At 65.5% G+C, this 26,748-nt stretch carries 20 protein-coding genes and 2 pseudogenes; 9 read left to right on the top strand and 13 right to left on the bottom strand.

The features are described from left to right. Position 1: 1 nt before the first annotated feature. Positions 2-3,127 (top strand): type I restriction endonuclease subunit R, encoded by a 3,126-nt coding sequence (locus tag C4S70_RS15495; RefSeq protein WP_104009019.1) that lies wholly within the window; start codon positions 2-4, stop codon positions 3,125-3,127. Positions 3,128-3,572: 445 nt separating this feature from the next. Here C4S70_RS15495 and C4S70_RS15490 read toward each other — a convergent pair whose 3' ends face one another. Both C4S70_RS15490 and C4S70_RS15485 read right to left on the bottom strand, forming a co-directional pair. Then, complete coding sequence (locus C4S70_RS15490) at positions 3,573-4,136, bottom strand: contact-dependent growth inhibition system immunity protein (RefSeq protein WP_104009018.1); 564 nt, start codon at positions 4,134-4,136, stop codon at positions 3,573-3,575. Next, complete coding sequence (locus C4S70_RS15485; RefSeq protein ID WP_104009017.1) at positions 4,133-5,716, bottom strand: endonuclease toxin domain-containing protein; 1,584 nt, start codon at positions 5,714-5,716, stop codon at positions 4,133-4,135. The genes C4S70_RS15490 and C4S70_RS15485 overlap by 4 nt, the downstream gene beginning before the upstream one ends. A gap of 260 nt (positions 5,717-5,976) precedes the next feature. Here C4S70_RS15485 and C4S70_RS15480 point away from each other — a divergent pair, with 260 nt between their 5' ends. The 6 genes from C4S70_RS15480 to C4S70_RS15455 all read left to right on the top strand — a co-directional run bounded on the left by C4S70_RS15480 (position 5,977) and on the right by C4S70_RS15455 (position 12,928). Continuing rightward, positions 5,977-6,810 (top strand): CPBP family intramembrane glutamic endopeptidase, encoded by an 834-nt coding sequence (locus C4S70_RS15480; RefSeq protein ID WP_235003851.1) that lies wholly within the window; start codon positions 5,977-5,979, stop codon positions 6,808-6,810. Next, positions 6,807-7,997: a serine hydrolase domain-containing protein gene (locus C4S70_RS15475; protein WP_235003850.1), complete on the top strand. Its 1,191-nt coding sequence runs from the start codon at positions 6,807-6,809 to the stop codon at positions 7,995-7,997. Before C4S70_RS15480 ends, C4S70_RS15475 begins: the two co-directional genes overlap by 4 nt. Next, entirely contained in the window at positions 7,994-8,953 is a 960-nt protein-coding gene (locus C4S70_RS15470) for an alpha/beta fold hydrolase (RefSeq protein ID WP_104009016.1), read from the top strand. The genes C4S70_RS15475 and C4S70_RS15470 overlap by 4 nt, the downstream gene beginning before the upstream one ends. Positions 8,954-8,965: 12 nt before the next feature. Next, complete coding sequence (locus C4S70_RS15465; RefSeq protein ID WP_104009015.1) at positions 8,966-9,979, top strand: medium chain dehydrogenase/reductase family protein; 1,014 nt, start codon at positions 8,966-8,968, stop codon at positions 9,977-9,979. Then, positions 9,976-11,403 (top strand): amidohydrolase family protein, encoded by a 1,428-nt coding sequence (locus tag C4S70_RS15460; RefSeq protein WP_104009014.1) that lies wholly within the window; start codon positions 9,976-9,978, stop codon positions 11,401-11,403. Before C4S70_RS15465 ends, C4S70_RS15460 begins: the two co-directional genes overlap by 4 nt. A gap of 187 nt (positions 11,404-11,590) precedes the next feature. Further along, positions 11,591-12,928, top strand: a complete 1,338-nt coding sequence (locus C4S70_RS15455) for a serine hydrolase domain-containing protein (RefSeq protein ID WP_235003852.1) — start codon at positions 11,591-11,593, stop codon at positions 12,926-12,928. Positions 12,929-13,053: 125 nt separating this feature from the next. On the opposite strand, the gene C4S70_RS15450 is transcribed toward C4S70_RS15455, so the two are convergent. From C4S70_RS15450 to C4S70_RS15425, 6 genes and pseudogenes are all read right to left on the bottom strand, one after another. Continuing rightward, a complete protein-coding gene (locus C4S70_RS15450; protein WP_104009012.1) occupies positions 13,054-13,446 on the bottom strand; it encodes a hypothetical protein in 393 nt (130 codons plus the stop codon). Next, complete coding sequence (locus C4S70_RS15445) at positions 13,446-14,240, bottom strand: CPBP family intramembrane glutamic endopeptidase (RefSeq protein ID WP_104009011.1); 795 nt, start codon at positions 14,238-14,240, stop codon at positions 13,446-13,448. The genes C4S70_RS15450 and C4S70_RS15445 overlap by 1 nt, the downstream gene beginning before the upstream one ends. Continuing rightward, the gene (locus tag C4S70_RS15440) at positions 14,237-15,202 is read right to left on the bottom strand and encodes a M23 family metallopeptidase (protein ID WP_160114892.1); all 966 of its coding nucleotides are present in this window, start codon (positions 15,200-15,202) and stop codon (positions 14,237-14,239) included. The genes C4S70_RS15445 and C4S70_RS15440 overlap by 4 nt, the downstream gene beginning before the upstream one ends. Next, on the bottom strand, positions 15,202-17,088 hold the full coding sequence (locus C4S70_RS15435; protein ID WP_104009009.1) for a serine hydrolase domain-containing protein: 1,887 nt from the start codon (positions 17,086-17,088) through the stop codon (positions 15,202-15,204). The genes C4S70_RS15440 and C4S70_RS15435 overlap by 1 nt, the downstream gene beginning before the upstream one ends. Then, the gene (locus C4S70_RS15430; RefSeq protein ID WP_235003849.1) at positions 17,088-17,831 is read right to left on the bottom strand and encodes a DUF6544 family protein; all 744 of its coding nucleotides are present in this window, start codon (positions 17,829-17,831) and stop codon (positions 17,088-17,090) included. Before C4S70_RS15430 ends, C4S70_RS15435 begins: the two co-directional genes overlap by 1 nt. A 355-nt stretch (positions 17,832-18,186) precedes the next feature. After that, positions 18,187-18,312: pseudogene (locus C4S70_RS15425) on the bottom strand (IS3 family transposase); the annotation flags it as partial. 325 nt (positions 18,313-18,637) lie between these two features. Here C4S70_RS15425 and C4S70_RS15420 point away from each other — a divergent pair. Beyond that, a pseudogene (locus tag C4S70_RS15420) lies at positions 18,638-19,407 on the top strand (IS5 family transposase). A 140-nt stretch (positions 19,408-19,547) separates the two neighbouring features. Here the strand turns inward: C4S70_RS15420 and C4S70_RS15415 are convergent. From C4S70_RS15415 to C4S70_RS15405, 3 genes are all read right to left on the bottom strand, one after another. After that, complete coding sequence (locus C4S70_RS15415) at positions 19,548-19,964, bottom strand: ester cyclase (protein ID WP_104009007.1); 417 nt, start codon at positions 19,962-19,964, stop codon at positions 19,548-19,550. 68 nt (positions 19,965-20,032) lie between these two features. Then, positions 20,033-21,235, bottom strand: coding sequence for a serine hydrolase domain-containing protein (locus C4S70_RS15410; protein ID WP_104009006.1), 1,203 nt, complete (start codon positions 21,233-21,235; stop codon positions 20,033-20,035). A 73-nt stretch (positions 21,236-21,308) separates the two neighbouring features. Next, positions 21,309-22,403 carry a class I SAM-dependent methyltransferase gene (locus tag C4S70_RS15405; RefSeq protein WP_104009005.1) on the bottom strand — a complete coding sequence of 365 codons (1,095 nt, stop codon included), beginning with the start codon at positions 22,401-22,403 and terminating at the stop codon, positions 21,309-21,311. Between the two features lie 154 nt (positions 22,404-22,557). Here C4S70_RS15405 and C4S70_RS15400 point away from each other — a divergent pair, with 154 nt between their 5' ends. Next, positions 22,558-23,586 carry a GlxA family transcriptional regulator gene (locus C4S70_RS15400; RefSeq protein ID WP_104009004.1) on the top strand — a complete coding sequence of 343 codons (1,029 nt, stop codon included), beginning with the start codon at positions 22,558-22,560 and terminating at the stop codon, positions 23,584-23,586. 17 nt (positions 23,587-23,603) lie between these two features. Here C4S70_RS15400 and C4S70_RS15395 read toward each other — a convergent pair whose 3' ends face one another. Both C4S70_RS15395 and C4S70_RS15390 read right to left on the bottom strand, forming a co-directional pair. Then, positions 23,604-24,680, bottom strand: a complete 1,077-nt coding sequence (locus C4S70_RS15395) for a DUF2793 domain-containing protein (protein WP_104009003.1) — start codon at positions 24,678-24,680, stop codon at positions 23,604-23,606. Positions 24,681-24,687: 7 nt separating this feature from the next. Then, positions 24,688-26,748, bottom strand: a 2,061-nt coding sequence (locus tag C4S70_RS15390) for a baseplate megatron protein TIM-barrel domain-containing protein (RefSeq protein ID WP_200822775.1), incomplete at its 5' end; no start/stop codon positions are given.

Below are 26,748 nucleotides of genomic sequence, written 5' to 3'. Positions count from 1 at the left end.
TTTGGTCGGCAGCTTTCTCACAGAAGATGATATCGAAAAGGCCCTGATCGCCACGTTCGGCGAGCTTGGGTATGCGAACGCGCCCGACGCCGTCATTGGCCCGGACGGCACCGCGCCCGAGCGGTCGGCCTATGATGACATCATCCTGCGCGGGCGGCTGGAAGCGGCGGTTGAACGCCTGAACCCCCACATTCCGCCAGAGGCGCGCGAGGAGGCCATCAAGCAGGTTCTGGGGTCGGAAAGCGCCTCGCTGGTCGAGGAAAACCGCAGGCTTCACCGGCTGATCGTCGAAGGCGTGGATGTCGAGTTTCACGCCGAGGACGGCGCCATTCGTGGCGACAAGGTGCGCCTGATCGATTTCGACGACCCGGACGCCAACGACTGGCTGGTCGTCGATCAGATGGTCGTGATCGAGAGCGGCCGCAACCGCCGGCCCGACGTGGTCGTTTTTGTGAATGGTCTGCCGCTCGCGGTGATCGAGCTCAAGAACCCGGGCGCGGAGACGGCAACGCTCACCACTGCCTACAATCAGCTTCAGACCTACAAGGCCGAGATTCCCTCGCTCTTTCGGACCAACGCGGTGCTGGTGACGTCCGACGGCACCTTGGCGCGCGTAGGGTCGCTCACCGCCAACGAGGAGCGCTTCATGCCCTGGCGCACCACCGACGGGCGCGAGGTGGCGCCGAAGGGCAATCCCGAGATGGACGTGCTGATCGAGGGCGTATTCGAGAAGGGGCGCTTCCTGGAGCTCATCCGCGACTTCACGGTGTTCGGCGACACCGGCTCGGGCATCGTCAAGATCATCGCAGGCTACCACCAATTTCACGCGGTCAAGAAGGCGGTCCAAAGCACGCTGCGCGCCAGCGCTGTCGACGGCGACCGCAAGGCCGGGGTGATCTGGCATACACAAGGCTCGGGAAAGAGCCTGCTCATGGCGTTCTTCGCGGGCCAGCTGGTGCGGCACTCGCAGATGGAGAACCCGACCATTGTCGTGCTAACTGACCGCAACGATCTCGACGATCAGCTGTTCCAGACCTTTTCCATGTGCCGCGACCTGATCCGCCAGACGCCCGAGCAGGCGGAAAGCCGCGAGCATCTGCAACAGGTCCTGAACCGCGTCTCCGGCGGGATCATCTTCACGACCCTGCAGAAGCTGTCTGAAGGGAAGATGACCGACCGGCGCAATGTGGTCGTGATTGCTGACGAGGCCCACCGGAGCCATTACGGATTCCGGGCAAAGATCGACCCCAAGACAGGCAAACGTACCTACGGTTTCGCGAAACTCCTCCGGGATGCGCTGCCCAACGCGTCTTTTATCGGCTTCACCGGAACGCCGATCGAAAAGGACGACGTGAATACGCCGGCCGTCTTTGGCGACTACATCGACATCTACGACATCACCCGCGCAGTCGAGGATGGCGCGACGGTACCCATCTACTACGAAAGCCGCTTGGCCCGCATCGAGCTGCCCGAAGAGGCAAAGCCCCGGATCGATGCCGAGATCGAAGCACTGACAGAAGACGAGGCCCTGACCGAACAGGAAAAGCTGAAGCAGAAGTGGTCGAACGTGGAGGCGCTGGTTGGCGCCGAGAAACGCCTGAAGATGGTCGCGGCGGATATCGTCGAGCATTTCGAACGGCGGCTCGCCGCGCTTGATGGCAAGGGCATGATCGTCTGCATGAGCCGGCGAATCTGCGTCGCGCTTTACAACGAGATCGTGGCGCTTCGTCCGGAGTGGCATTCCGACGATGACAATGCCGGCGTCATCAAGATCGTGATGACTGGGTCGGCATCAGACCCGGCGGATTGGCAGCCACACATCGGCAACAAGGCGCGCAGGGATCTGATCGCCAAGCGCGCCAAGGATCCGGACGATCCGCTGAAACTCGTGATCGTTCGCGACATGTGGTTGACGGGTTTCGACGCCCCGTCGATGCACACCATGTACATCGACAAGCCGATGCAGGGGCATGGGTTGATGCAGGCCATCGCTCGGGTGAACCGCGTCTTCCGCGACAAGCCCGCCGGTCTCGTCGTGGATTACATCGGGATCGCGCAAAGCCTGAAGAACGCACTGGGCCAGTATTCTGAGAGCGACCGGCGCCAGGCCGGCATCGACGAGGCCGAGGCGGTGGCGGAAATGCTGAAGCGCTACGAGGTCGTTCAGGATCACTTCCATGGCTTCGACTACAGCCAAGCTTTGAATTGGGAACCGTCAAATCGCCTTCGGACTCTCGCGGCAGCAATGAACTGGATCCTAGAGCGCCAACACGCGGCAGCCGCCCAAGAGGCAAACGAAGAAGCAAGAAAGAAAGCCCTACGCCGATACCAGGATGACGTCCTTGCGCTGTCAAAGGCGTTCGCGCTCGCAGCGGCGAGTGAAGAGGCTCAGACCATTCGCGATGAAGTCGGTTTCTTCCAAGCCGTTCGGGCAGCGCTTGTAAAGGCGACGCAAGGGACAGGTGGCTCGGCGGCCGGCAAGCGCCTTGCCGTACAGCAAATCATCGACAGGTCCGTGGTTTCGACAGAAATCGTGGATATCCTCTCGGCCGCCGGGCTCAAGTCGCCAGACATCTCGATACTTTCGGATGAGTTTCTGGCGGAAGTCCGGCAGATGGAACAGAAGAACCTCGCGCTTGAGGCGCTCAAGAAGCTGCTCAACGATGAGATCAGGTCCCGTGCACGGTCAAACGTCGTCGAGAGCAAGAAGTTCTCTGAGCGACTAGAGCAGGCCGTTGCGCGGTACCACACGAACGCGATCAGCACTGTCGAAGTGCTCCAGGAGCTGATCGAACTGGCGCATGACATTCGAGAGGCCAGGAAGAGGGGCGAGGAAGAAGGTCTAACCGAGGAAGAGATCGCCTTCTACGACGCTCTCGCCACCAATGAGAGCGCGATCGAGGTCCTTGGGAACGATTCACTCAAGCTGATCGCGCACGAGCTTCTGGAGAGCCTCAAGTCGAACGTGACTGTGGACTGGTCCCATCGCGAGTCCGCAAGGGCACGCATGCGGGTTCTGGTGAAACGCATCTTGCGTAAGTACGGGTATCCTCCAGACCTGCAGGACGCTGCGATCAGGACCGTTCTGCAACAGGCGGAAGCGCTGTCTTCGCAATGGGCCAATTGAGTGCCGTTGGTTCGAGAAAACAATGTTGATCTGAACCCACCGCGAGGCGCGGCACCCCTGGCAGCGCGCTCTACACCGGTCGGGACGCTGGCGAACGTCCGATCCCGGTCGGTTCTCGCCGGTTGCCACCCGCAGCGAAGTGTTCAGGTCGCGTTACATATTTTTCTAGTTAAATCAGTGGCTTGAGGAAAATTCACCAAATCCGCGCAGTCGAGAGGTCCGGAGAATATCGGCCCTGAGAGACGGCTTCCGGGCCTCCTGGCACCCATGCTGGTGTTCAGCCCTTCTCGCATAACCCTCGAAAACAACGGAAAAATCCGGCCGCAGCCGGATCGAGAGAACGCCTTCGCGGGGGCAAGTGGCGGAGGGGACGGGACCGGGATCGGACGTTCTCCACCTTTCCGACAATCAATGCAGCGGATCAATATATATTATTATCAATGGCTTAGGAATTTCTGCTGATCTCGATGGCCGCAGTGACGGCGTCGCCGAGTTCCGTGTCCGAGACGGACTCCGGTAAACGAATGGGCTCGTGTCCCCTGATCCCCTCCCAGGCCCCGCGGCCGAGATAGCGCAAAGGTCTCAGTTCGATCTGTCCATCCCGTAAGGTAACTGCAACGCTTCCCACACCGTTGTAGAGAGCCTTATTGGTTTTCACACCGGCGCGGCGTTTCAGGTCGTTTTCCCGCGCCCTGATCTCGTCTGCGGTCGGCGGGCGCACAACGGCGTCCCACTCGGGATGGTCGGGGGTGATGAAGCGGCTGGCGGCGAGTGCCGCTCGCAGGGCCCGCCCAAGGTCGGCATTCGTCGGCGAGGGATCCAAATATTCGGTGTAACCCTTTGGGTCACCGTATGCCGCGCCATACACGGCTTGGGAGAAGACATGCGTGAAATGGCGGAAAGCGTCGACGGTCGCTTCCTTGCGTTCCTTGGGCGGTGGCGGCGCGGGCGGCTTCGGCTTGCGTGCGTTCTGGGCCTTCAATTGGGCCAGTGCCTTTTCAAAGCTCATTGCACGAACCTCACGTTCACCTCAATCCCCCACTCGGAAGCATAGTCGATGGCACGTTGAATTTGTATTGCCTGTTCAGGTGTCGTGCCGAACGGCACCGCGAGTTCCAGTCGGCGCGCTTCGATTTGTCCTGGCCGTATCCGAAAGTCGCCGCTCCTGCCCTCCTCGAACCGCTCGATCCGGTCGACATAGTTGCGCAGCCTCGCGAAAATTCGGCTCGGGCGATCGCGATAGGTCGGCGCCTGCGTGTCGAGCGTCTTGGCGCTGGTCGCGACGCGGGACACTGGGTCGAAGAAGTCAAACGTCGGGAAGTTCGATGGAGAACGCCTGCCGTAGTCTCCGGAAGCCTCCAGCAGGTCTTCCCATGGCTCGCCCTGCGACCGGATCGGACCGGACCACGCGATGCCGGGATTGTCGATCGCGTCCCAGTCCACGTCCGCGGGATGGCGTCGGGCGCGCGCTGCTTCGGCCAGCAAGGCGTCGGCGAGATCATCCCTCCCGTCGCTCTTGCCGCGGTGCCTGCTCCGCCGCAGCAGGCGCGCGGCCATGATGCCTGGCGCGACGTTAAGAAGGATCAGGGTCTCGAGATAAGCGCGTTCGCGATGCGCAGCTTCGACCTGAGCGCGCGTCGCGAGCCCGGCGCGATAGGCCGCGTCGGCCAGATCGGGGCGTGCCCGCACGGCTACAACATAGTCGAGAAACGCCGCCGCGATCTCGGGGCTGTCGCGCCAGAAGGCGGCGATCTCCTCGACGCGATCCTCGAGCGATTGTCGCAATTCCGCCAATTCGGCGCGCTGCTCCTCGGAAAGGTTGCCGGCTGCCTCGCGCGCCACGAGCCACGCGAAGCGCGCTGCCGTCCGGACCTTGCCTGGCAGTTCGGAGATTGCTTCGAGCAATCCGACGCCGAAATCCCGTCCGGCTTCCGCGATCCCTTCGACTTCCGCGCCGAGGCGCGCGGTCGTGTAAGCTATGCCTGTGTCAGGAACGTAGTCCGGTTCATCCGGCAGGAACGGTTCGGCATGACAGCGGCAATTGTAGGCCTGGCCCGGATGGCCACCCTCGGGCGGCGTGTCCCAGTCAAAGATCCTGTCGTCGTATTCGGCGTGGCTGTCGCGCACGCGCGCATCATCCCGGGACCGCCAGACATACTGCTCGATCCCGAGTGCACGTTGGCGCAGCTCGTTGATGAGACCCCGAAAGCCGGTCAGCAGGCGGTCCTCCATCGACTGACGGACAGTGCGCAGACGCTGTGGATGGGTGTGCCACTCCGCCCGGATCGCCTCCATCCGCCTTTCCCACTCCGCCAGCGTTGCGGTCCGCGCGCCAGACACGTCGGCCAGGTCGGCAGCCGTTAGCGGGGGCGTGAAGGTGTCCCCAATCACGCCGAGGATCATCGCGGTGTTTTCCTCGACAACGCGGTCGATCCGTCCCTCGAATTCATTTCTCAAGGCCTCGTAGCCAGGGAACTCCGACTTGACGGAAAGGCCCACGCGTCGCCCGATCCAGCCATGCGCCCCGCGCGACAGAACGAACTCGCCATTTCCTCCAGTTCGAAGGAACTGGCCAAAGCTGCTCTGCATGGGACCACCGATCACTGGATGCGTGGCGAGCACCCTACAGCGGGATGGTTAACGCTCCGGTAACGAACCGCGCGGTGATCACTGAAGGTTGGATCCCGGTCGCGTTGGCGGAGGGGATGGGTCTGGGATCGGACGTTCTCCACTGCTGGTGCTGCGATAGAGGCATCTCGAGGCCGCCAGAGGTTGATCCCGATCAGGGGAAGAGTGTTCTGGAATCATGTAAGATCACTTTGAACAATCAACATTTGGGAGTGAGTTCAGTGGCCGTCCTGCTTGCGTCGCAGGAGAAGCGCTTCGGAAGCGCCCTTCTCTTCGGTTTCCTCGTAATCACCTTCGCGATCACCTGGGGCGTGATCGGTAGCTACATCTTCTGGCCCGACGCCATGACAGCACGTTTCGGGGAGATAAGTGGGGCGCACCCGTTCTTCTTTCTGGCGACATGGGCGCCCGCGATAGCCGCTTTTTCCGTTGTGCTCTACATCGGCGGCCTCAAGGGTGTCGCAGCCTTCCTCTCCCGGCTCTTGCTTTGGCGCCTCCCGGCGCCGTGGTGGGGCTTCATCCTCATCGTGATCCCGCTCGTCTACATGGCGGGGTCACTGATCAAGGGCGGGCCGCTCTTGGCGCCTTTGCCGCCGGAGGGGATCGGGCCGGTCGTGGCGCTGATGTTCATGATGCTCCTGCTGGGACCCATCGAGGAGTTCGGATGGCGCGGCGTGGCGCAACCCCTCCTGCAACGCTACGTGGCGCCCTTCTGGGCCGGCGCGCTAATCGGCACGGTCTGGGGCATCTGGCACCTGCCGGCCTTCTACCTGGCCGGTGTCGTCTTTGCCGAGTGGAGCTTTCTGCCGTTCTTTGTCGGCAACATCGTCCTGGCGATCCTCGTGACCCCTATGTTCAACGCATCGCGCGGCAGCCTCCTGATCCCGATGCTGTTCCACTGGCAACTCATCAACCCGTTCTGGCCCGATGCGCAGCCCTACGACACCTGGATCCTCGTCGGTGTCGCGGCCGTGGTCGTGTGGTGGAACCGCGAAACAATCTTCACGCGCGCAGGGGCCGTGACCGAGGTGATCCCGGGAGAGGCGCGGTCATGATGCGCCACGATGTCCGGGCGGCCTGCGTTGCCGTGGGTTTTGCCGCCGGGTCCATCCTTGGCACGGCGGCCTTGGCCGAGAGTGCCGAGCTACAGGATCTGCTGTCCAAATTCCAGGAGAGCTACGGGTTTCCCGGTGCGACCGCCGCAATTGCGCTTCCCGATGGCGAAATCGTCACCGCTGCAACGGGCCTTGCAGATGTGGAGGCCAATCGACCGATGGCGCCCGACACACCGATGCTCGCCGCAAGTATCGGCAAGAGCTTCGTCGCCGCGACAGTGCTATCGCTCGAATCCGAAGGAGTCGTGTCCCGGGCGGACCTAGTATCGGACCATCTCGGCGGCTTCGACTGGTTTGCTCGACTGCCGAACCATGCGACCATGACGGTGGGCGATCTTCTGCGCCATGGTGCCGGGTTGCCCGACCACGTCCATCTTGAAAGTTTCCAGATCGAGATGGCCGGACGCATGGGCAGCGGGGCTGCGGCCTTCACGCCCGAGGAAGCGATCGCCTTCATCCTCGACGCAGACCCGCTCTTCGAGGCCGGGGCCGGTTGGGCCTATACCGACACCGGCTACCTGCTTCTGGGCCTCGTCATCGAGGCGGCGAGCGGAAGGTCCTACTACGACCTCGTCTCCGAGCGCTTTCTGGACCCGCTTGGCCTTGCAGACACGCGCCCGTCCAACATACGCATGCTCGATGGCCTCGCCGCCGGTTATGTGGCCGAGGACAATCCCTTCGGCCTCCCACCCCGGACGATGGACGCCCAGGGAACCCTTCTATGGGATCCGGCGATGGAATGGACTGGCGGCGGGCTGGTCTCGACCTCGTCCGATCTGTCGGCATGGGGACAGGCGCTGTTCACCGGACGCGCGATGGACGTCCCCTACCTCGACCGCCTTCTCGACAGCGTTTCGGTGTCGCCGGACGCGCCCGATATCCTCTATGGCGCAGGCGTCGCGATTTATTCCCAGACGTCGCGCGGACCGGTCTACGGCCATGGCGGGTGGATCCCCGGCTATGTGTCGAGCCTGAGGCACTACGCCGATCATGGCGTGACCGTCGCCTTCCAGATCAACACGGATGTGGGGATTGCGGACGACAGCACCGATCTGGTGCCCGCGCTGGAGGCCGCTCTCGCCGATCTGGCTGTCGCGATGGCCGGCGCGGATGGGTCCGAAGAATGACAACGCGGCGTGGCGTCCTTCTTGGCTTCAGCGGCCTCGTGCTGGCCGGTGGAGGTTACGTCGCTGGCGCCTTCTGGGAGGCGCGCGGCCAGGCCGAGAGCCGCCTGTTCGGTCATTCGAGTGTCATCGAAAGCCGGGCGGGCGCGCTGGAATACGCGGTCGCCGGAGAGGGCCCGCCTGTGATGATGATCCACGGCACGGGCGGGGGCTTCGATCAAGGGCTTCTCTTTGCCGCGAAGCTTCGTGAGCGCGGCTTCAGCATCGTCGCCCCTTCGCGGTTCGGCTACCTTCGAAGCGCCTTTCCCGATGACGCTTCCCCAGTCCATCAGGCCGACACCCTCGTCGATCTGCTCGACCATCTGGGCATCGATCGGCTGCCGGTTCTGGGCGGCTCGGCGGGGGCGCTGACGGCGGCCGAGTTCGCGCTGCGCCAACCCGATCGCTGTTCCCATCTCGGACTGTTGGTCCCGGCCGCCAACCTGACGAACCACGATCCGGTGGAATTCACGGCGGTTCAAAGGCTGGCCGTGGGCGCTGTGCTCGGCTCGGATGTCGCGTTCTGGGCATTATCGCGGCTGGCGCAGGGGCAGATGATGCGGACGCTTCTGGCCACCGATCCGGCGCTACTCGACACGGTGTCGGAGGAGGAGCGGCTCCGGGCGGAGACGATCCTCGACCAGATCTTTCCGATCAGCAGAAAGTCCGACGGGCTGCGCACGGACGGTTTCTGGACCGGGACGCCCTCGCCCACGGCCTTCGACCGGATCGCCGTACCCACGCTGCTCCTGTCCTGCGAGGACGACCTTTTCGGCACCGCCGCCACGGCCCGCCTGCTGGCCGAGCGCATCCCGGGCGCAGACCTGACCATCTATCCGACCGGCGGGCATGTTTGGCTGGGACATGACCACGACTTCGCCGACCTGATCGCGGCCTTCATCCGATCCACACCGTCCTGAGAAGGTGCCGACATGCCCTATTTGCAAGTGGTTCTGACTGACTTCGGCGGGCCTGAGCGCCTCGAACTCAGAACCGTGGAAGACGTCCCCAAGCCTGGCCCTGGCGAGGTGCGCGTGCGGGTTCTCGTCACCAGCGCCGCGTTCACCGACGTTATGATCCGCAAGGGGATGTATCCAGACGTGAAGGAGAAACCGCCCTTCGTACCGGGCTATGACCTTGTCGGCGTGATCGAGGCGCTGGGGTCGAGTGTTGAAGGCTGGTCGCTCGGCGAACGCGTCGCCGACCTCACGACCATCGGAGCCTACTCCGAATACATCTGCCTTCCCGCGGAGCGCCTAACCCGCGTGCCCGATGGCGTGGCGGACGCGGACGCACTCGCGATGATCCTCTCGGCGGTCACGCCCTATCAGATGCTGCACCGGGTCGCGAAGGCGCGGGCGGGGCAGAGCCTCCTGATCCACGGCGCGGGCGGTGCCGTGGGAAGCGCGATGCTGCAACTGGCGCGCGATGTCGGCATTGCGGCCTATGGCACGGACGTCGCCGCCAAGCACGACCTCATCCGGAGCTTCGGCGCGACACCGATCGATGCCGAGGCGGACGACAAGGAGGCCGCGATCCGCGATGCTGTCGGCGACGGTGTCGATTTCGTCTTCGACCCGCTCGGTGGCGAGAGCCTGTCGCGCTCGCTTCACGCGCTGAAACCCGGCGGGATGCTGATCGCCTTCGGCTTCCAGAACGAAGTTCTGGGACGCGGCGGCTCGATCCCGCTCGATTTCGTGAAGCTCAAGCTCTGGGACTGGCTGCCCAACGGGCATGCGACGGCCTTCTACTCCATCGGGGCCATGCGACGGCAGCATCCGGAGTGGTTCAAGGAAGACCTCGCCACGCTTTTCGCGATGCTCGCGGAGGGCCGCCTCGATCCCGCCATCGCCGAAGTCGTGCCCCTGTCGGAGGTGCGCCACGCACATGAACGGGTCGAGGCGGGTGAAGCTCCGGGAAAACTGGTTATGAGGGTGAGCGAATGAGACACCGATACTGGAAAAGCATCCTTGTCGCGTGGGTGACGATCCTCGCAACATCCGCCGCTCAGGCCGACACGCTCCTGAACGACGTCACGATCGTGGATATCGAAAGCGGTGCCCTTGCGCCGGGACAGTCCGTGCTGATCGAGGGAACCGAAATTGCGGCTGTCGGTCCGGATCTGACCGCAGGCGACGATGTCCGGCACATCGACGGTGAAGGCGGCTTCCTAATCCCGGGTCTCTGGGACAGCCATGTTCACATCTTCTCATCGCCGACCGAACCCGACACCGCGCTACCGCTCTACCTGATAAACGGCATCACCGGCATCCGCGACATGGGCGCGCTCTGGCCCATCGCGGACCAGCAAGCCCTTCAGGCCCGGATCGAGACAGGAGACGTCCTCGGGCCGCGCCTTATCCTTTCGGGTGCCTGGGTCGATGCGAGCCCCGGCTCCTGGCCGGGCATGTTCCTGGCCGACACGCCCGAGGAAGCACGCGCGGTGGTGGACCGGATCGCGGCCGAAGGCTGGGCCGCGGTGAAGTCCTATTCGATGCTGGACGAGGCCACCTATCTGGCCCTGGCCGAGGCGGCATCCGAAGCTGGCCTGCCGCTCGTGGGCCACATTCCCGAGCAGATCCCGCTCGACACCGCGATCAGGGCCGGCCACGACGGGATGGAACACTTCGGCCGTGTGACCAAGGCCTGCGCCACGCGGGAAGGCGAGATGGTGGCAGAGATCCGCGACACGCTCATGCATGGCGGCGACCTTCAGGCGGTGATGGCGCGGATGGCCGGGCACAACCGCATCGTGCTCGAGACCTGGGACGAAGCCCTTTGCGACCGCGTCCTTTCCCGGATGGCGGCCGCGGGGCTTCACGTGAGCCCAACGCTCGTCGTCGCGGACTTCTACACCGGCAACTGGCCCGCGCCCGACGCGCCGCGCATGCGCATGCTGCCGCCCGAGGTGCGCGCGTCATGGGATCGCCCGGATTTCCGCCTGCAGGCGCTGACCGACGATGTCCGCCAGCTTGCCGATTCCTCGATCGCGCTCGACCGGCGGACCTTCGCCATGGCCCATGCGGCAGGCGTGCCGATCCTGGCGTCCTCGGACGCGTCCTTCGCAAACCCTTACCTCTTCCACGGTTTCTCGCTGCTTGATGAGCTCGACATCTATGTCGCTGCCGGGTTGACCCCGCGCGAGGCGCTCTACACCGCAACGGTCGCGCCGCCGCGCTTTTTCGGTCTGGCGGATCAGGACGGGACCGTCGGGCCCGGACGTCGCGCCGACCTCGTGCTGGTCGATGCGAACCCGCTGGAAGGGCTCGAAACGCTGCGCAACCCGCGTGCCGTTATCGTGGGCGGTCGTGTGCTGGACCGTGCCGCGCTCGAGGCGATGGAGGCCCGGCTCCTCGCCGCCGGGGAATGAGGTGCGCATCGTGCGGACCATGATTGGCTACTTTGCTCTTGCGTGTGCAGTCGGCGCAGGCAGCTATCGGCCTTCAACCTCGGCAAGCCCGTCCCATGCCACGGCGCGGGCCGGCGGGACACACCGGCAGCACCATCGAACGCGTGGCGGGCTCGGACTTATCCTGCTGGCCGCTGTCTTGCCGGCAGTGGCGGCGGGGCAGGACGATGCGCCGACGCGGGCGCCGCAATGGGCCATCGAAATTCCAACCCGCATGGCGGCCGACGGCGTGCCGGGCGCGGTTGTCGTGCTGATCGAAGGGGGCGCGCCGGTCTGGACCGGCGCTTTCGGCATGGCTGATCAGGCGTCGGACACGCCAATGACTGCTGATGCGCTGTTCCGGGTCGAATCGATCTCCAAGCCTGTCACCGCATGGGGTGCGATGCGGCTGGCCGAGACCGGCCGGCTGGATCTCGACGCGCCCATCGACGCGTGCCTGACGCACTGGTCCCTGCCCGAGGAGGCAGCCGGGATCACGCCGCGCATGCTGCTGAGCCACTCTGCGGGTGTCGACCTCGGCGACTACGCGGCACGTTTTCCGCCCGATGGGCCGAGACCCGGCTTGCCCGAACACATCGCGCAGGACTTCTCCCTGATCGCCGCGCCGGGTACGCGGTTCAGCTATTCCGACACCGGCTTCAACCTGCTGGAACTCGTGATCGAGGACTGCACGGGCGAGGACTTCGCCCTATTCATGGCGCGCGAGGTGCTGGCGCCCCTCGGCATGGCACGGGCCAGTTTCGACTGGACCGGCGAACCGATGCCAACGGGCCACGATCTGCGGGGCCGGCCTGTCGCTCCTTACGTCTATCCGGGGCGCGCGTCGGGAGGGCTCTTCGCCACAGCAGCCGACATCGCGCATTTTGCCGCGGCCGGCATGGCGGGTGCCGAACAATCGGTCCTCTCCCCGGAGGGTGTGACCGCGCTGCACAGGCCCGAGGTGGCGGTCGGCGGCCTGTTCGGATTTGCCGCCCAAGGCTACGGGCTGGGCCATTTCACCGAAGTCCTGTCGGACGGGCGCGCGGCGGTCTGGCACGGCGGCCAGGGCTACGGCTGGATGAGTCACATCCATCTGGTGCCCGAGAGCGGCGACGGCATCGTGATCCTCGCCAACAGCCAGCGCGCCTGGCCGCTCTTCGCCGCGATCCTGCGGGCCTGGTCCGAGAGCCTCGGCGTCGCACCCGTGGGCATGACGCGCGTGCTCTGGGCCGAGACCGCGGCACGGGTCGCAATCGCGCTCGGCCTCCTCATCGGGGCGTTCGGTCTGTGGCGGGCAACACGGCCCGGGCGGCGGCCCCGGGTTGCCCGGGTCATCCTCGGCGGGGTCGGCGCGGCACTGATCCTCTGGCCGTTCTGGGCCGCGGCGCAGGACTACCTGTTCCTGTTCTCGATCCTGCCCGGCCTCTGGTCCAGGCTTGGCGCGACCTCGGCGCTGGCCGGGGTGGGCCTTGTGGCTCTGGCTCTCTCCCCTCAGCGGCGACGATGAGGGTGCATCTCGCTTCGACACGCCCCATTTCGCAAAGCCCGACCAGGCGCGATCATGTTCTTGCGACCTTGATGCCCCGGCGTCTCGTCAGTTGCATCAAGCCATAACTCTCGTTTCGTGCGGGCTCACGCAAGCGCGGTCAGCGCAATTAGCACGATAACGATCGGCAGACGCGCCAGTCCGATCCGTCGCCAGGCACTGTCTGTGTCGATCCCGGACACGGTCCTGCGCCCCTTGGGATTGAACACCAGCGCCGCCGCCTTTACCGCCCAGACAAGTGGCACGCCGACAATCAGCGTCCATCCGGCCCAGTTGCGGTCGGACGCCGAAAATTCCGCGGCCGCAAGTGCCCAGACAGTCAGCAGCACCGCCGCCGCCGTCCAGAACCAGATCGGGCGCCGGTCGCCTCCGTATGCGGTCGACTCGATGGCCTGCCAGCGACGACCGAGGACGATCATGCCAAGGCTGGTTGCGAGCGCGAGCGCGGCCAGGCCGTATCCGAAGATCGCTATCCACATCAGCTATGCCTCCGTCCGACGCGCCAAAGCGCGACAGCCGAGACCATGGCAGTCACGGTCAAAAGCAGTTGAAAGACGGCTTCGGCATCGGGCGGCATGACGATGACCTCGCCCGTGGCGTTGATCATGAAGTGGAAGACCACCATCATGAGAAGCGATCTGTCCGAAGCGAGATACCCCCATGCCATAAGAATGGATTTCATCAGGATCGACCACAGGAACAGCCAGAGCACCGGCGGTCCGCCGAATTCGTCGTAGTAGCCCGGCACCGCGAAAAGCGGCAGATGCCATGCGGCCCAGACGAGGCCCAGAAGACCGGCCGCCGCGAGCGGCGAAACCGCCGTCAGCAGCGCATCGAGCCCGTAGCCGCGCCAGCCGATTTCCTCGGGGAGCGGACCGAACACAAACAGGAACACCGCAAGCCCAAGCAACGCAGCCCAGTTGTCGGCCGGCATCGCAAACACCGGCCCCGGTGCGCCACCGAGCCAGAGGACTCCATGCGCGATCAGCGACAATGCCGGGATCAGAAGAAGCGCTGCCGCCCAGAGCCAGAGCGGCGCCCGGCGCGGGTCGATCAGGCGGACCCAAAGGTCACGAAGCCCCCGTGCGCCGCTGTGGTGGTGCTGAAACCAGAGTCCCATGACAAGCGGCCCGATCCCGCCTGCATAGACCAGCCAGCGGCCCGGATTTTCCCATGCCTCCAGTCCGGAGACCGCAAGTCCCAGCCAGAATGCCCAGGTCCAGAGGATCGTGGCGGCCAGAAACGCGAAGGGACGGTAGCTGGCGCTGCTCATCCCGCGCGGCCTCTCAGCCGGTCCCCCCTGACAAGGAAACGCCCGTCGATCCGCAGGCCCAGCGGCTCACCCGAAATTGGCGGCGCGCCTTCGGCGGCGGGGCGTTGCGCATGGATGTGAAGATGCGGCTCTGTCGAGGCGCCGGAATTGCCGACCTGACCCAGCGGATCGCCGTCGGCAACCCTGTCGCCCGGAGCCACCGTGACACTGCCCTGCCGCATGTGGGCCAGCACAATCTCGGCATCGCCGCAGCGCAGGATGACGTGGTTGCCGAGGCGGTTCACCGGGTCCTCCTGCGGCACGTCGAAGTCCGGCATCGCGTTCTCGACCGCGACCACCGTACCGGAACAGGGCGCGACAAGCGGCGCTCCGAAGATGGCATAGGCCGCGGGGTCGCTGGGCCGCCAGCCTTGCGCGCGCAAGCCCCAGGGCCCAAGGCCGAAGAAGTCCACCGCATAGGACTGACCGCGCCAGGGCCGGAACCGTTCGACACTGTCATCGAGCGTGCGCATATGGGCGTTGACGATGGGATGGGAGCCGCCGCTGGCGACCAGGAAGTGACCTGAACCGAACGGGTTGGAGATGTCGACCACCGGCACGGGAGGCGCGGCCCGTCCCATCAGGGCCTGACCGCCGAACCAGGCGCCCAGACCCAGAAGACTCGCGGACACCGCTGCTCCTACCCAGTTCCAGCCACCCGAGGGCCAGACCGCCAGCCCGCCAAGACCCGGTCGCGCGAGCACCGCCAGAAGGACCCCCGCGAACCAGATGGCGCCATAGACCCAGGGCAGCCACCAGACCGGCACCGCCCATTGCGCGACCCGCGCGAGCGCGAACAGGAAAGTGCCGGTGCCGACGATCTGAAGCAAAAGACCCGCGACCGATCCGGACGGGAATGCCAGAAGCCAGACGAGCAGTCCGACCGGGAGCGCCACCTGAAAGAAAAGGATCGTCGCGAGCATCAGATCGGCCCTCCGAATGCCAGGTCCCAATGCAGGAGCATCCCTCCGAACGCGAGGAGAGCGACGGCGAAAACGCCATGATGGAGCTTTCTGAACAGACTCCAGCCTGGCGCGTGCACGGCCAGAGCCACCGACAGGGCCATGAGGCCCGCGACAACAACCACGGCGTTGGCCAGGAAGAACACCGCCGCCAGCGTCGTCTGGGGCTGGTCGAAGAGGAACTCGGACCCCAATCGTGTCGCCGCGAGAGCGGCCGCCACGCACGCCGCCAGGAACGTGAGGACTGCAACTGCGCAGACCGCAGCCATGCCCGCTGCAAGAGTCCCCTGCCGCGACCCGCCGGCCAGTCCGTGACGCCATACGAGCCCGGCAAGCGTGGTGAGCGACAACAGGACCGCAACACCGAAAGTCACTGCAATCCAGACCGGGTTGGCAAGCCCCTTGGCCCGGTCCCAGGTCTGCGCGCCGGTTCCATCGGCCATTCGGAACACCCGGTCGTCCACATCGCGGAGGAAGAAGACGCGTGCGCCTTGGTCATTCTGCCACAGATCGGGGCCAATGGGTTCGAACCGCAAGGGCACCGGATCCGTGTTTGTCGGCAGCAAAAGCGCGCCATCCGGCAGGGCAGTGACGACAAGCGGGCCGAGAGCGCCGAAGATCTTTCCTCGGCCGGAGAACGGGCGCCGGTTGGTCAGGTAGAGACCAGCGGCCTCCGCCGCCCGGTCGATGGCATCCGGGGGCGGTGCAGGCGCTTGCAGGGCAAGACCCGCATCGGTCGCGAGTTCCGACAGGAGGAGCTCGGGCACAAGGAAAGGCAGGCTCGTCCCTGCGCCACCGTTCTGCGAGATGAAGACGCCGGCGCCGATCTCGGGGATGAACAGGAGGTTCGACAGGAACTCGTTCAGCCCGCCGCCGTGTCCGTAAAGCATCGTGCCGAAGAACGGACGTGACTGGAAACCGTGCGCCATGTCGGCGGCGTCGGGCCGGTCGTCGAAGAGCCGCGTCCGCATGGCGGCCATGCTCTCCGGTTCGAGAAGTCGTGTGTCACCGACCGCGCCATCGCTCATCAGGAACTGCAGGAACCGTTCCATGTCGGCGGCCGTACTCGCCATCCCGCCTGCGGGCGCAAAGGCGCCGATGTCGATACGGAAGGCCGGATGCGCGATGCCATCCTGAACCCGGTAGCTGACCGAGAGCGGCGGCTGGTCGTCACTGCGACCTGCCTCGCCCGTCGTGGTGTCCTCCATGCCGAGCGGGTCGAGGATGCGGGTCTCGACGAAGTCCTCCCACGGCATGCCAGCTAGTGTCTCGACGACATGGCCGGCCAATGCTGCGCCCCAGTTCGAGTAGGACGTCACCTCCCCTCGTGGAAACACCTGCTCGGGCGCGGCCGCCGCCAGCGCCTCGGCCCGCGGCAGGCTGGCGATGGCGTCGTCGAAAATGGCGAAGCTTTCCTCGAAGCCCGGCCGGTGGCTCACCAGTTGCGCCAACGTCAGTGGCGCGTCTCCGGGGACGAGACTCTCCGGCAGGATCGGCGTGATGTCGTCATGGAGGCCGACCGCACCCTCCTCGACAAGCATCATCACCGCGATCCAGGTGAAAAGCTTGGTGATCGAACCGATCTCGAAGCGTGTGTCGTTCTGGCTGACAGGCGTTTCCGCCTCGAGATCGGCCAACCCGTAGCCGCGCAGGATAGTGGTGTCGCCCGCAACGACGACCGCGATCGCGCCGGGCACCCGTTCCTGCCGCATGAAGCCGTCCGCCAGCGCGTCCAGACGGGCCGCGAGGACGGCCTCGTCGGTACCGTCGGCGCGCAGGGGCATCGCAAGCGTAAGCGTCAGAGCGACCAGCAGCGCTATGACCAGGATCTGCGCGGACTGTTGCATCACTCCGCCCTCGGGAACGTCACAGACGTCACATCGGCGATGAAAAACGGAAAATAGTCATCCGTTCCGAACATGTTGCCGGCCTCCACATGGGTCGGCAGGGTGAACCCATCGAACTCCCGGAACTCCGAAAGATACCCGCCGAACGGCTGCAGGCGATAAATCTTCTCTGGGTTCGCGTCGCTCCAGCGCAGGAAGGAGACCTGCAGCGGCCGCCCCTCGGCATCGACGGTCACGTCGACCGACTGTTCCAGATCGCCGCGCCGCATCGTGTACCTTGCGGTGTCCTCCGAGACGGGCTCCCAGGTGACATCGGGGCCGGGCAGCACGGCCGCCGGCGTCCAGAAGGCGGCTTCGGCGACGTAGCGTCCGAAGGCGGAGCGGGTATGATCCGGGTCACCGCCGAAACGTACCACCGGCGCCAGGCCGTAAAGCCAGAAACGTGTCCATGATCCGCTGTCGGAGCCCGACATGCGCATCGTCCGCAAACCGCCCGACATCGCCCATACGAAGCCCTCCGGCGCGGCCAGCACCTGTGTCGCGCGCATCGGCATGTAGCCGGGATCGGCCTTGTCGCCCATGCCGAACCGGCCCTGCATCTCGATCAGGGCGATCGTGTAAAGCGGCGTGCCCTCGGCAATGGCAAAGGTGAAGAAGCGCCGCGCCGGTTCGGGCAGGTTCGCGACCATATCGTCCGAAAAGACGGGTGGGTCGGAGGGTTGCGAGACGATCAGGCGGTCCATCTCCGCCCGGTCGGCGCGCCGGTCAGACTGCCGCCAGAGCGCCAAGGCGGCGATTGCGATCATCAAGAGCACGAGAATGAGGAGCAACAAGAGTCTCATGTTTAGCCTTACACGGTATTGGCGCGGCCGCCACCCGATATCGCTGACGGTGACGTCAGGTGGCAAGCCGCGTCTTAATGCGTTTCAACTGCACTATACTGATTCAACAGGTCTATTGTGACAGCACGCCTTGATCACGATCAGAGAAATCGAATGCTCCGATAGTGCGAGCTCTTGGCCGGCGAGGCCGTCTAGAAGAAGATTGAGCGATGACAGTGAGACGGGTGAACTGGCCCCCATTTCGACCTGACACTTTGGCGGTTGCGATTTGGGCTGCGATGAACTCGCGAGGCCAGCGCAGTTTCAGCCCTGAGTGCGGGTGGTTTTCGTTGTAGTCCTCGATCCAGCCTCCTACCCATCCGAGAACGGTCTGGGTATCCGGTGTGGCATTGTCCCGTATCGTGGTGTACTTCACCCATTCGCCGGCGCGAAAATGCAGAGCCTGCCCGGCGCCAACCCGAATTTCCCCGTCCTTGAACTCCGCCGTTAGTTCGCCGGCCAGAACGACGGTGATCTCATCGAACTCTGGCGTCTGACCCGGCTCGGTCCAGCCTGACGGACTGATCATCCGCGCTACGCTCGCCGCCTCAAATCCGGTTCTGGCACGTCCGACGAATTCTTCGATCTGTTTAGAGCGTGTTTGAGAAGGGGGATTCCCACGGGCGGGGCGGTGTGATTCATGGGGCGTCGACTTTTCTCAAGCTCGGATCGACGCTTTGTCCTGCCGCCGCGACTACCCCACCGACCTGACTGACGACCAGTGGGCCGCCATTGCGCCCATGATCCCCGACGCCCGCCCCAGAAGCCGCCCTCGCAAGGCCGACAAGCGCGAGATCGTGGACGCCATCCTCTATCTGCTGCGCGCCGGGTGCGCCTAGCTGCTTCTGCCGCACGACTTCCCGCCTTGGCAGACCGTCTATTACTACCTGCGGCGATGGGAACGCGAAGGCGTCTGGGATCGCTTCCACCATGCGCTGCTGCTCGAAGACCGCGAACGGGCTGGACGCGAGGCATCCCCAAGCGCCGCCGTGCTCGACAGCCAGACCGTCCGGACGGCGGATCGAAAAGGGGATTCAAAGGCTACGACGCCGGAAAGCGCACCCATGGACGCAAGCGCCACGTCATGACCGACACCGACGGCCGACTCCTGGCCGTCGAGGTCCATGCCGCCGACATCCAGGACCGGGACGGCGCACGCGGCGTGCTGCAGCGTTCGCGCCGCGCCTTTCCCTTCGTCGAGCAGGTGTTCGCCGACGGCGGCTATGCCGGGCGGCTCGTCGCTTGGGCGCAGGACAAGGCGCATGTCGCGCTGGAGATCGTCAAGCGGCCCCGCGGCGCGAATGGCTTTGTCGTCATCCGGCGCAGATGGGTCGTCGAGCGCACCTTCGCCTGGATCATGAAGTGCCGCCGCCTCGTCCGTGTCGCCGAGGCGCTTATCACCATCGCCGCAATCGCAACCCTCGTCAGACGGCGGTGAGCAGCCTTTTCAAACACGCTCTTAGGCGGCGTACCGGCCGCCTGGACGATCGCAGGTTCTTCGATCAATTTGGCCATTCCATTTTCCTTTCCTCGGATTCACGCACAAGATACGGCCAACTCGAGGTGGCATGATCGCCCTCACCCATGGCCCAATTGTCGAAGTACGCTCAGGTTGTCCCACGCCACCCAGGACTCCGCGATCATGCCGCCCTCGATCCGGTAGATGGCGATGTAATCGGCGGTTGCGCGCTTCCCTGACGCGGGAAATTCGCCAAGCGGCCCGTTCTGAGTGCCAGAGAAGCGATGGCGCACGGCAACCTTGTCGCCCTCGCACAGAAGATCCTCGATGGTCTCGACAGCATCAGGAAAGACACGAAACTCCTGGCGCAGGAAGTCGACCAGCTCAGATCGGTCCGACAGTACAGGCGGACCGGAGTCCGCCGCGTGACGGACGAAACCGGATGCCACGCGCGTTTCGAGCGCCCGCCAGTCCTGCGCGTTCACGGCCTCGACAAACGCTTCGACGACTTCCCGTGGTGATTTCCCAATCGACATACTCAGATTTCCCCCATGAAATGCGTCCGGGCACCGACCCATTCTCGGGACGGCGCCCGTTTCGTCTTTCAATTGGTCGAAAGGGCATCAACCCCATAAACCGCATCACGGAACTCGGCCGGGAACGCGCCGATGACACCGGCCACGGAGGTGTTCGTCATCACCAGCACCGTCAGGTCTTCGGCCGGATCGACAAACCAGTGCGTGCCGAGCACGCCGCCCCAGGCCCAGGTTCCCTCGCTCTGAGGCGACCCGGCGGCCTCCGGATCGAGGAGAACGGCGGCGCCAAGACCGTGGCCCCAGCCCGGTCCTTCGGACAGGGCGCGAAGGTCGCCGATCTGGTGCGACGTCAGCATTTTCGCAGACTCCTCGGACAGGATCGGCGCGCCGCCGTTCCGGATCGCCTCGAGAAAACGCAGATAGTCGCGTGCAGTGCCGCTCATGCCGCCACCACCAGAGGGCCAGGCCGAAGGGTCAAGCGTGCGACTGGGCCAAACGCTGACACCGACCGGGATCATGTCGCCGTCATCGAGACGTTCGGCCCTTGCGGGGCCATCCCGATAGGCCGTTGCCAGCCGCTCCGCATCCACCGCGACAAAGGCCGTCTCGGACATGCCAAGCGGGCCCGTGACGTAGCGATCGATGGCATCAGGCAGCGTCATGCCCGAGGCCGCTTCGATCACTGCACCCAGCACATCGGTCGAGACCGAATATCTCCACTCGGTCCCCGGTTCGTAAAACAGCGGGGCGCCCGCGATGGTGCGCATGGCGTCTTCCAGCGTTCCTTCCGAGCGTTCAAGCCCTGCGGGCAGATGACCGTAGATCGAGGGGTCCGCATCCGGCTCGAAGAACGGATAGCTGAGGCCCGATGTATGCGTCATCAACTGGCGGACCGTGATGTCCGGCACGCGCCCGTCGGGCAGCGCCGGGGTGAAATACGGCAGCCACTCGGCCACCGTGTCGTCCAGCGACAGGCGCCCCTCCTCGACAAGCGCGAGCGCCGTGGCAGACGTCATCGCCTTCGTCATCGAGGCGAGGCGGAAGATGGTGTCGTCGGTCACCGGACGCCCGGTCTCGCGGTCAGCATGTCCGGCGTTGCGGTGATAGATCACCTCACCGTCGCGCGCGACGATGGCGGTGAGCCCGACGATCCGCTCCGAACTCACCCAGCGGTCGATGACGGCATCGAGCCTCTCGGCCATGGCCTCGTCGGCCAGCGCAGGCGACTGACAGAGCGTCGCCGCCGTCAGACCCGCCGCCAGCGCGCGCATGGCGCGACCTCGTTTTCGGGTGTTTCGTTCTGACGTTTCCATTCTTTCTCTCCTTGTGTCGGTATTGGTCAGATCAGATTGCGGTGCCGCGGCGGGCGACGAACCAGACGTTCATCGGGTCATGCGGCAGCACATGGCGCTCGACTTCGGCAAAGCCCGCCTGGCGCAGGAACCGCTCGGCGGTCTCCCATCCCCACATCGTGCCGAGCCCCTCGCCGCCCTGGCCGATGGACACGGGCGTGCAGTGAACGGTCGACACGGCATAGAGCAGCGTGGCGAAGGGAAAATCCCGGTTCTTCTCGAGATCGGCCGAGGCGCCGATATCCTGCATCAGGTAGACTCCGCCGGGCCGGAGCGATGCGTGGATGCCGGCCACCAGCCCGAGCGGATCCTTCTGGTCGTGGACGGCGTCGAAGCTCGCCACGAGATCCCAACGACCCGGTTCGGCATAGCCGGTGAGGTCGCGAGTCTCGAACCGGACATTGGTCAATTCCTCGGTGCGGGCCCGCTGCGCCGCAAAGTCGATGGCGTCGGCGCACAGGTCGTAGCCCACAAACCGGCTGGCGGGATAGCGCCGCGCCATGGCGAGCAAGGCCGCACCGCGGCCGCACCCTGCATCAAGCACGTCGATCCCGGCCGTCAGCCGTTCGTGCAGTTCAGGCGCGATCGGCAGGACATGGTCGAAAAGGCCAGCCGTAACCGTCTGGCCACTGTCCTCGGCCATGATCTGGTGGAAGCACGGATAGTCGTCGTAGCGCGTTCCGCCGCCGGTCCTGAAATTGGCGATGGTCCGGTCCTCGACCTTGCCGAACAGCGCAACGTGCTGAGCATAGACTGCGAGATTGCCGAACGGCGCATCCCCGGCCAGACAGGCAGCATGCTCCAGCGGCAGGCGGTAGTCTCGCGTCTCCGGCCGGTAGTCCACGACCCCGGCCATGACCATCACGGCGAGCCATTCGCGCACATAGCGTTCCGACAGCCCCGCCGCCGCGGCGATCTCGTGGCTGCCGGCAGGATCCGTCAGGCTGGCCAGCGTCTCGAACAGGCCCAGCCTGTGGCCGAGCGACATCATCGCCGCCGCCGCGCCGGCATCCAGCATGTCCGCGACACGGCCTGCGAAGGCCTCCGCCGCGGCGGTATCGAATTCGTGCCTTTTCTGAACGTTCATCGCTTTCGTCCCCGATGGAATTGGCTTCGGGGCCTGCCTAGAGCCGATTCCGATTCGGGCGTGAGGGGCAAATTGGCCGAAATAGTGTCGTTTCGGCCATTCTGCGTTCCCTTCCGTCTCGATTTCCGATGGGGATTCGGCCATGATCGGGCCAATGTCCGATCCGACACGCACCCTGACCGTCAACCTGCTCGTCCTGCCGGAATCCTTTCCCGGCGCGCTCTACTGCCTGCACGAGCTGCTGGGACAGGCGGGCCGGACGTGGGAGCCGATCACGGGCGAACCCGAGGCCGCCACATGCCGCTTTGTCCCGCGCATGGTGTCGGTGACAGGAACGCCCGCGCCGTCGCCCGCGGGGCCGGTCATCGCCGTCGAGGCCCCGTTGCATGCGCCCCCCGACCCGGACATCGTGATCGTCACCGATCTCGGCCTGCCGGCCGATTTCGATCCGCGGGGCCAATGGGCAGAGGAGGCCGGCTGGCTTCGCCGGATGCATGCCGGTGGCGCCGTCGTCTGCTCGATCTGCTCGGGGTCGCTGTTCCTGGCCGAGGCGGGCCTGCTGGACGGGATCGAGGCAACGACGCACTGGGCGGTCGCGCCGCTGTTCCGCGACTATTATCCGTCGGTGAAGCTGCGCCCCGAACGCATCCTATGTCCTGCGGGGCCGGAGCATCGCATCGTGACCGCCGGCGGCGCTTCGACCTGGAGCGAGCTTGGTCTTTACCTCGTGGCGCGTTTCGCCGGCGAGACCGAGGCGCGGCGCATGGCCAAGGTCTTCGTGCTCGGCGACAAGTCCGACGGCCAGCTTCCCTTCGCCGCCATGGCACGCCCGCGGCAACATGAAGATGCCGCGATTGAAAGGGCGCAGATCTGGATCGCGGACAACTACGCGGCTGAGAGTCCGGTAACCCGAATGTCCGAAGTCGCGGGTCTGCCTGAACGTACTTTCTCACGTCGTTTCCGCAAGGCGACAGGGTACAGTCCGGTGGAATACGTGCAGGCATTGCGTCTGGAGGAAGCCAAACAGATGCTGGAGACAACCGCCATCGCCGTCGATTCAGTCGCGGAGGCTGTAGGCTACGCGGACCCGGTCCATTTCCGGCGCATCTTCAAGCGTGACGTGGGGACGACGCCGACGCGCTACCGCCAAATGTTTGCAACCATGGGCGCCGGTTTCTTCTGAAGTCAGACTGACTATGCTCAGCCGATCTTCGCGCCCCAGAAGGACGTGTGGTCGGCTGCAAAGTAGCCGTCCGCGGCGCGGAAATTGCCCTGCAGTTCGATCGTATCGCCGGCGGTGAGCGGGACCATAGTCTGCAACCACAGCGCCGTCGCCTCGGAGACATGCGCGCCGCTGATCTCGCCGAACGAGCCGCGGATCTCGGTCGTGCCGTTCAGCACGAGCCGCCCGCTCATCCGGGCGGACGTGCTAGCGTTGATCTTGTAGAGAAGCGTCGCGCCGAAGAGGTAGGTGCCGTCGACCGGGGCCACGAAGCGGTTGTTCGCGGCGTCGAAGGCGCTCTGATCGTTATAGTCGGTGTTGTTGATGGCGATCTTCGTCCAGGTCCCGACGCCCACGTAGTTGTCGTAGTTGGTGTACGCCTTGAACCGCGGCAGCCGAGGCTGGTCGACGATACCGGTGGCGTTATCGACACTGAGCCCGTCGAAGAAGGTGCTGCCGTCGGCCGAGACGGCGAGCCGGAACCTGTCCGAGCCGAAGAGCCCCACCAGCGCCTTGGTCACGAAGCCGGTCTGCAGCGTCAGCCCGAGATCGTCGCCCGCCGCCTCCTTGTTCATGGTGTAGAAGAGATCGCCTGTCCCGCCCTCGGCCTTGGGTCTAGCCGTCCAGAGCGCGGCGTTCAGCTTGGCCGAGAACGGGTTCGACGCATCTGCCGTCGTCCCCAGCCCCATTAACGCCATGTTCTGCAGCGCCGCCGGTGTGGTCCCGATCCAGGCTGCACCGTCGTAGACCAGCAGCAGGCCCTCGTCCTCGACCCAAGCCCGCCACCCGGTCCGTGGCGGCAGGCGCAGCCAGGCGCCGTCCGTCCAGAGCGCGACGTTCAGGTCCCAGCCCGCCCAGTCGCCGGTCGCGCCCGACGCGACGATGTAGCGGTCGCCGTCGCTGGGGCTCGCCGGGGGTGCCGTCAGATCCCGGTCGAGGACGGAGAGCTGAACGAGCCCGTCGAGGATCCGCAGCGCCTCGTTGTGGGTGACATGCTTCTGGGCCTGCGCCGCGAGGATGTAGGGCAACAGGAGATGCGTCGTGGCGTCGGACATGGGGTCCTCACAAAGTCAGCGAGACGGTTTTCGGCGCGCCCCGCCCGACGAGGGCGGAGAGCTGGAAGATGCGGATGTCGAGCGTGTCGCCGGGGCCGAGCGGCGCGCCCCGGTCGGCGGTCTGGTCGGCGGCCGTATAGACCGCACTGGTGTTGCTGGTGGACAGGGTTCGCTTCACGGTCGCCCCAGCGAGGATCTCGACCTCGTAGGCTTCGATCTCCTCTCCGAGCGGCACCTCCAGCCCGCCCCAGCTGTCGGCGGCGAGCGCGCGGGAGCGACGCGTCCAGCGTATGGTCAGGTCGCCGGGCGCGCGTGGTGCACGCCATGGCTGTTCGACATGGGCGACCGAGAATGGTCGCAGGCCCATGCCCACTGGCGTGAAGGACTGCGCCACATAGGTCTCGTCGCTGACCGGCCGGCTCGCGGGGCCGATGCGCCAGTTCCACGGGATGCCGAGATCGGCCTCGGCGATCGGCAGCGAGGCGAGGCTGTCGTCGAGCACCACCACCCGTGCGCCAGCTGGCGCGGGATTGCCCATCGCACTTTCCGTGCCGCGCTGCCCGCGCAGGAGCCGGGTCAAGCGATACCGGCCGGGGGCGATCAGTTCGGCTGCGCCCGCCTGCACGATTTCCCAGACGCCCGGCGCGCTCTCGATGGCGAGCGCGTTTGCGCCGCCGAACAGCGTCAGGTCCGTGACGCTTTCCAGCGTGCCAGACAGAAGATCGACTACCAGCACGTTGCCGAGATCGAAGCGCGAGGTCGGACCCGCGTAGAAGTCCGAGACCAGTGCCCCGATCCGTGCCCGCGTGCCAAACGTCGTCAGCAGCTCGAACCCGTCCGTCGAGGGGCTGCGGTAGACAGCGATCTCGCCCGGCCACGGTATCGCATGCGCCGCGGCGAAAGGGCGGTGCGCTGGCTGGTCCTCGGTCAACTGCGGCAGGTCGAGCAGCACTGCATCGGGCGCGCCGAAGACGACCGCCTTTGACAGCGCAGAGGGTCGCGGGGCGCCAGGCGGCAGATCGTAGGCATCCCGATCCTGACGCACGGCCTCGATGCCGCGCGCGTCGGCATCGGCAATCGAGATGAGCCGCAGCGGGATGGACCGGCCGTCATGGGCGAGCGTCACCACATCAGCCGGATCAAGCGCCAGCCGCGAGGGCGGCAGGCGAAACACCGCGCTCTCGCGGCCGGTCCAGGCCTCCATCAACGCGCGGCGGCAGCGGCGCTCGGCTTCCTCGGGCGGCACCGCCATCGGGAAGGACTCGGACGCGATGCGGGTCGTGTCGACGGTGATGCGCCGCGCCTCGACCTGTGCGGCCTCGTAATCCTCGTCCGCGCGAGCCACCTGCCATTTCAGGGCCTGCGGGAGCTCGGTCTCCTGGCCGCGCGTCAGTTCCAGCACGTCGCTCTCGCGGGCCGCGACCAGATCGTCCGGTGCGACGCTTGCCACCGCCGCCCGGCCGCGCATCACGAAACGGATCACGCCCTCCGTCTCCACCGCGTCGAAGCCGAAATGCCGCGCCAGCGTGGTGATGGAGGCGCGCGGGCTTTCAAGCGCGCCAATTGCATAGCCCTCGACCGCGCCCCAGAGGCCGCTGACGTCGATCCGGGTCTCGGGCAGCCCCGCGCGCAGGCAGAGGTGGCGCACAAGCGCGGCCAGCGACACTGCGCCGAGCCGCCCCGTCAGCCAGTGGCCGAGCCGCCAGTTCGGTCCGTCGGTCCAGACATCGGTCAGTTCGGGAAAGAACGGATATGGTCGCGCGTCCCAGGTCCATGCCGCGCATTCCGGTACATCGACCATCCGGCCGCCATAGACCGAGGACAGCGGGTTGTTCGTCGGATCGGCCCAGAAAAGCCAGGTCGCTTCCAAATACGACCGCTGGATCGCGTCGTCCCGCCAGCCGCGGGAGAAATACGGCGTGAAGCTTTCCGACGATTTCGGATCGAAGAAGACATTGGGCTGGTTGGTGCCGCGGTCGATGGCCGGGCAGCCCAGTTCGGTGAAGCGGATCGGTTTGGACTGCGGAAGCCACGGGGTGGTGCCACGGTTGCGGGAGGTGATCCAGCC

This window comes from Jhaorihella thermophila, from assembly GCF_900108275.1.
In the GTDB taxonomy this organism is placed as follows: Bacteria; Pseudomonadota; Alphaproteobacteria; order Rhodobacterales; family Rhodobacteraceae; genus Jhaorihella; species Jhaorihella thermophila.
This window is presented reverse-complemented; position numbering and strand designations above follow the sequence as displayed.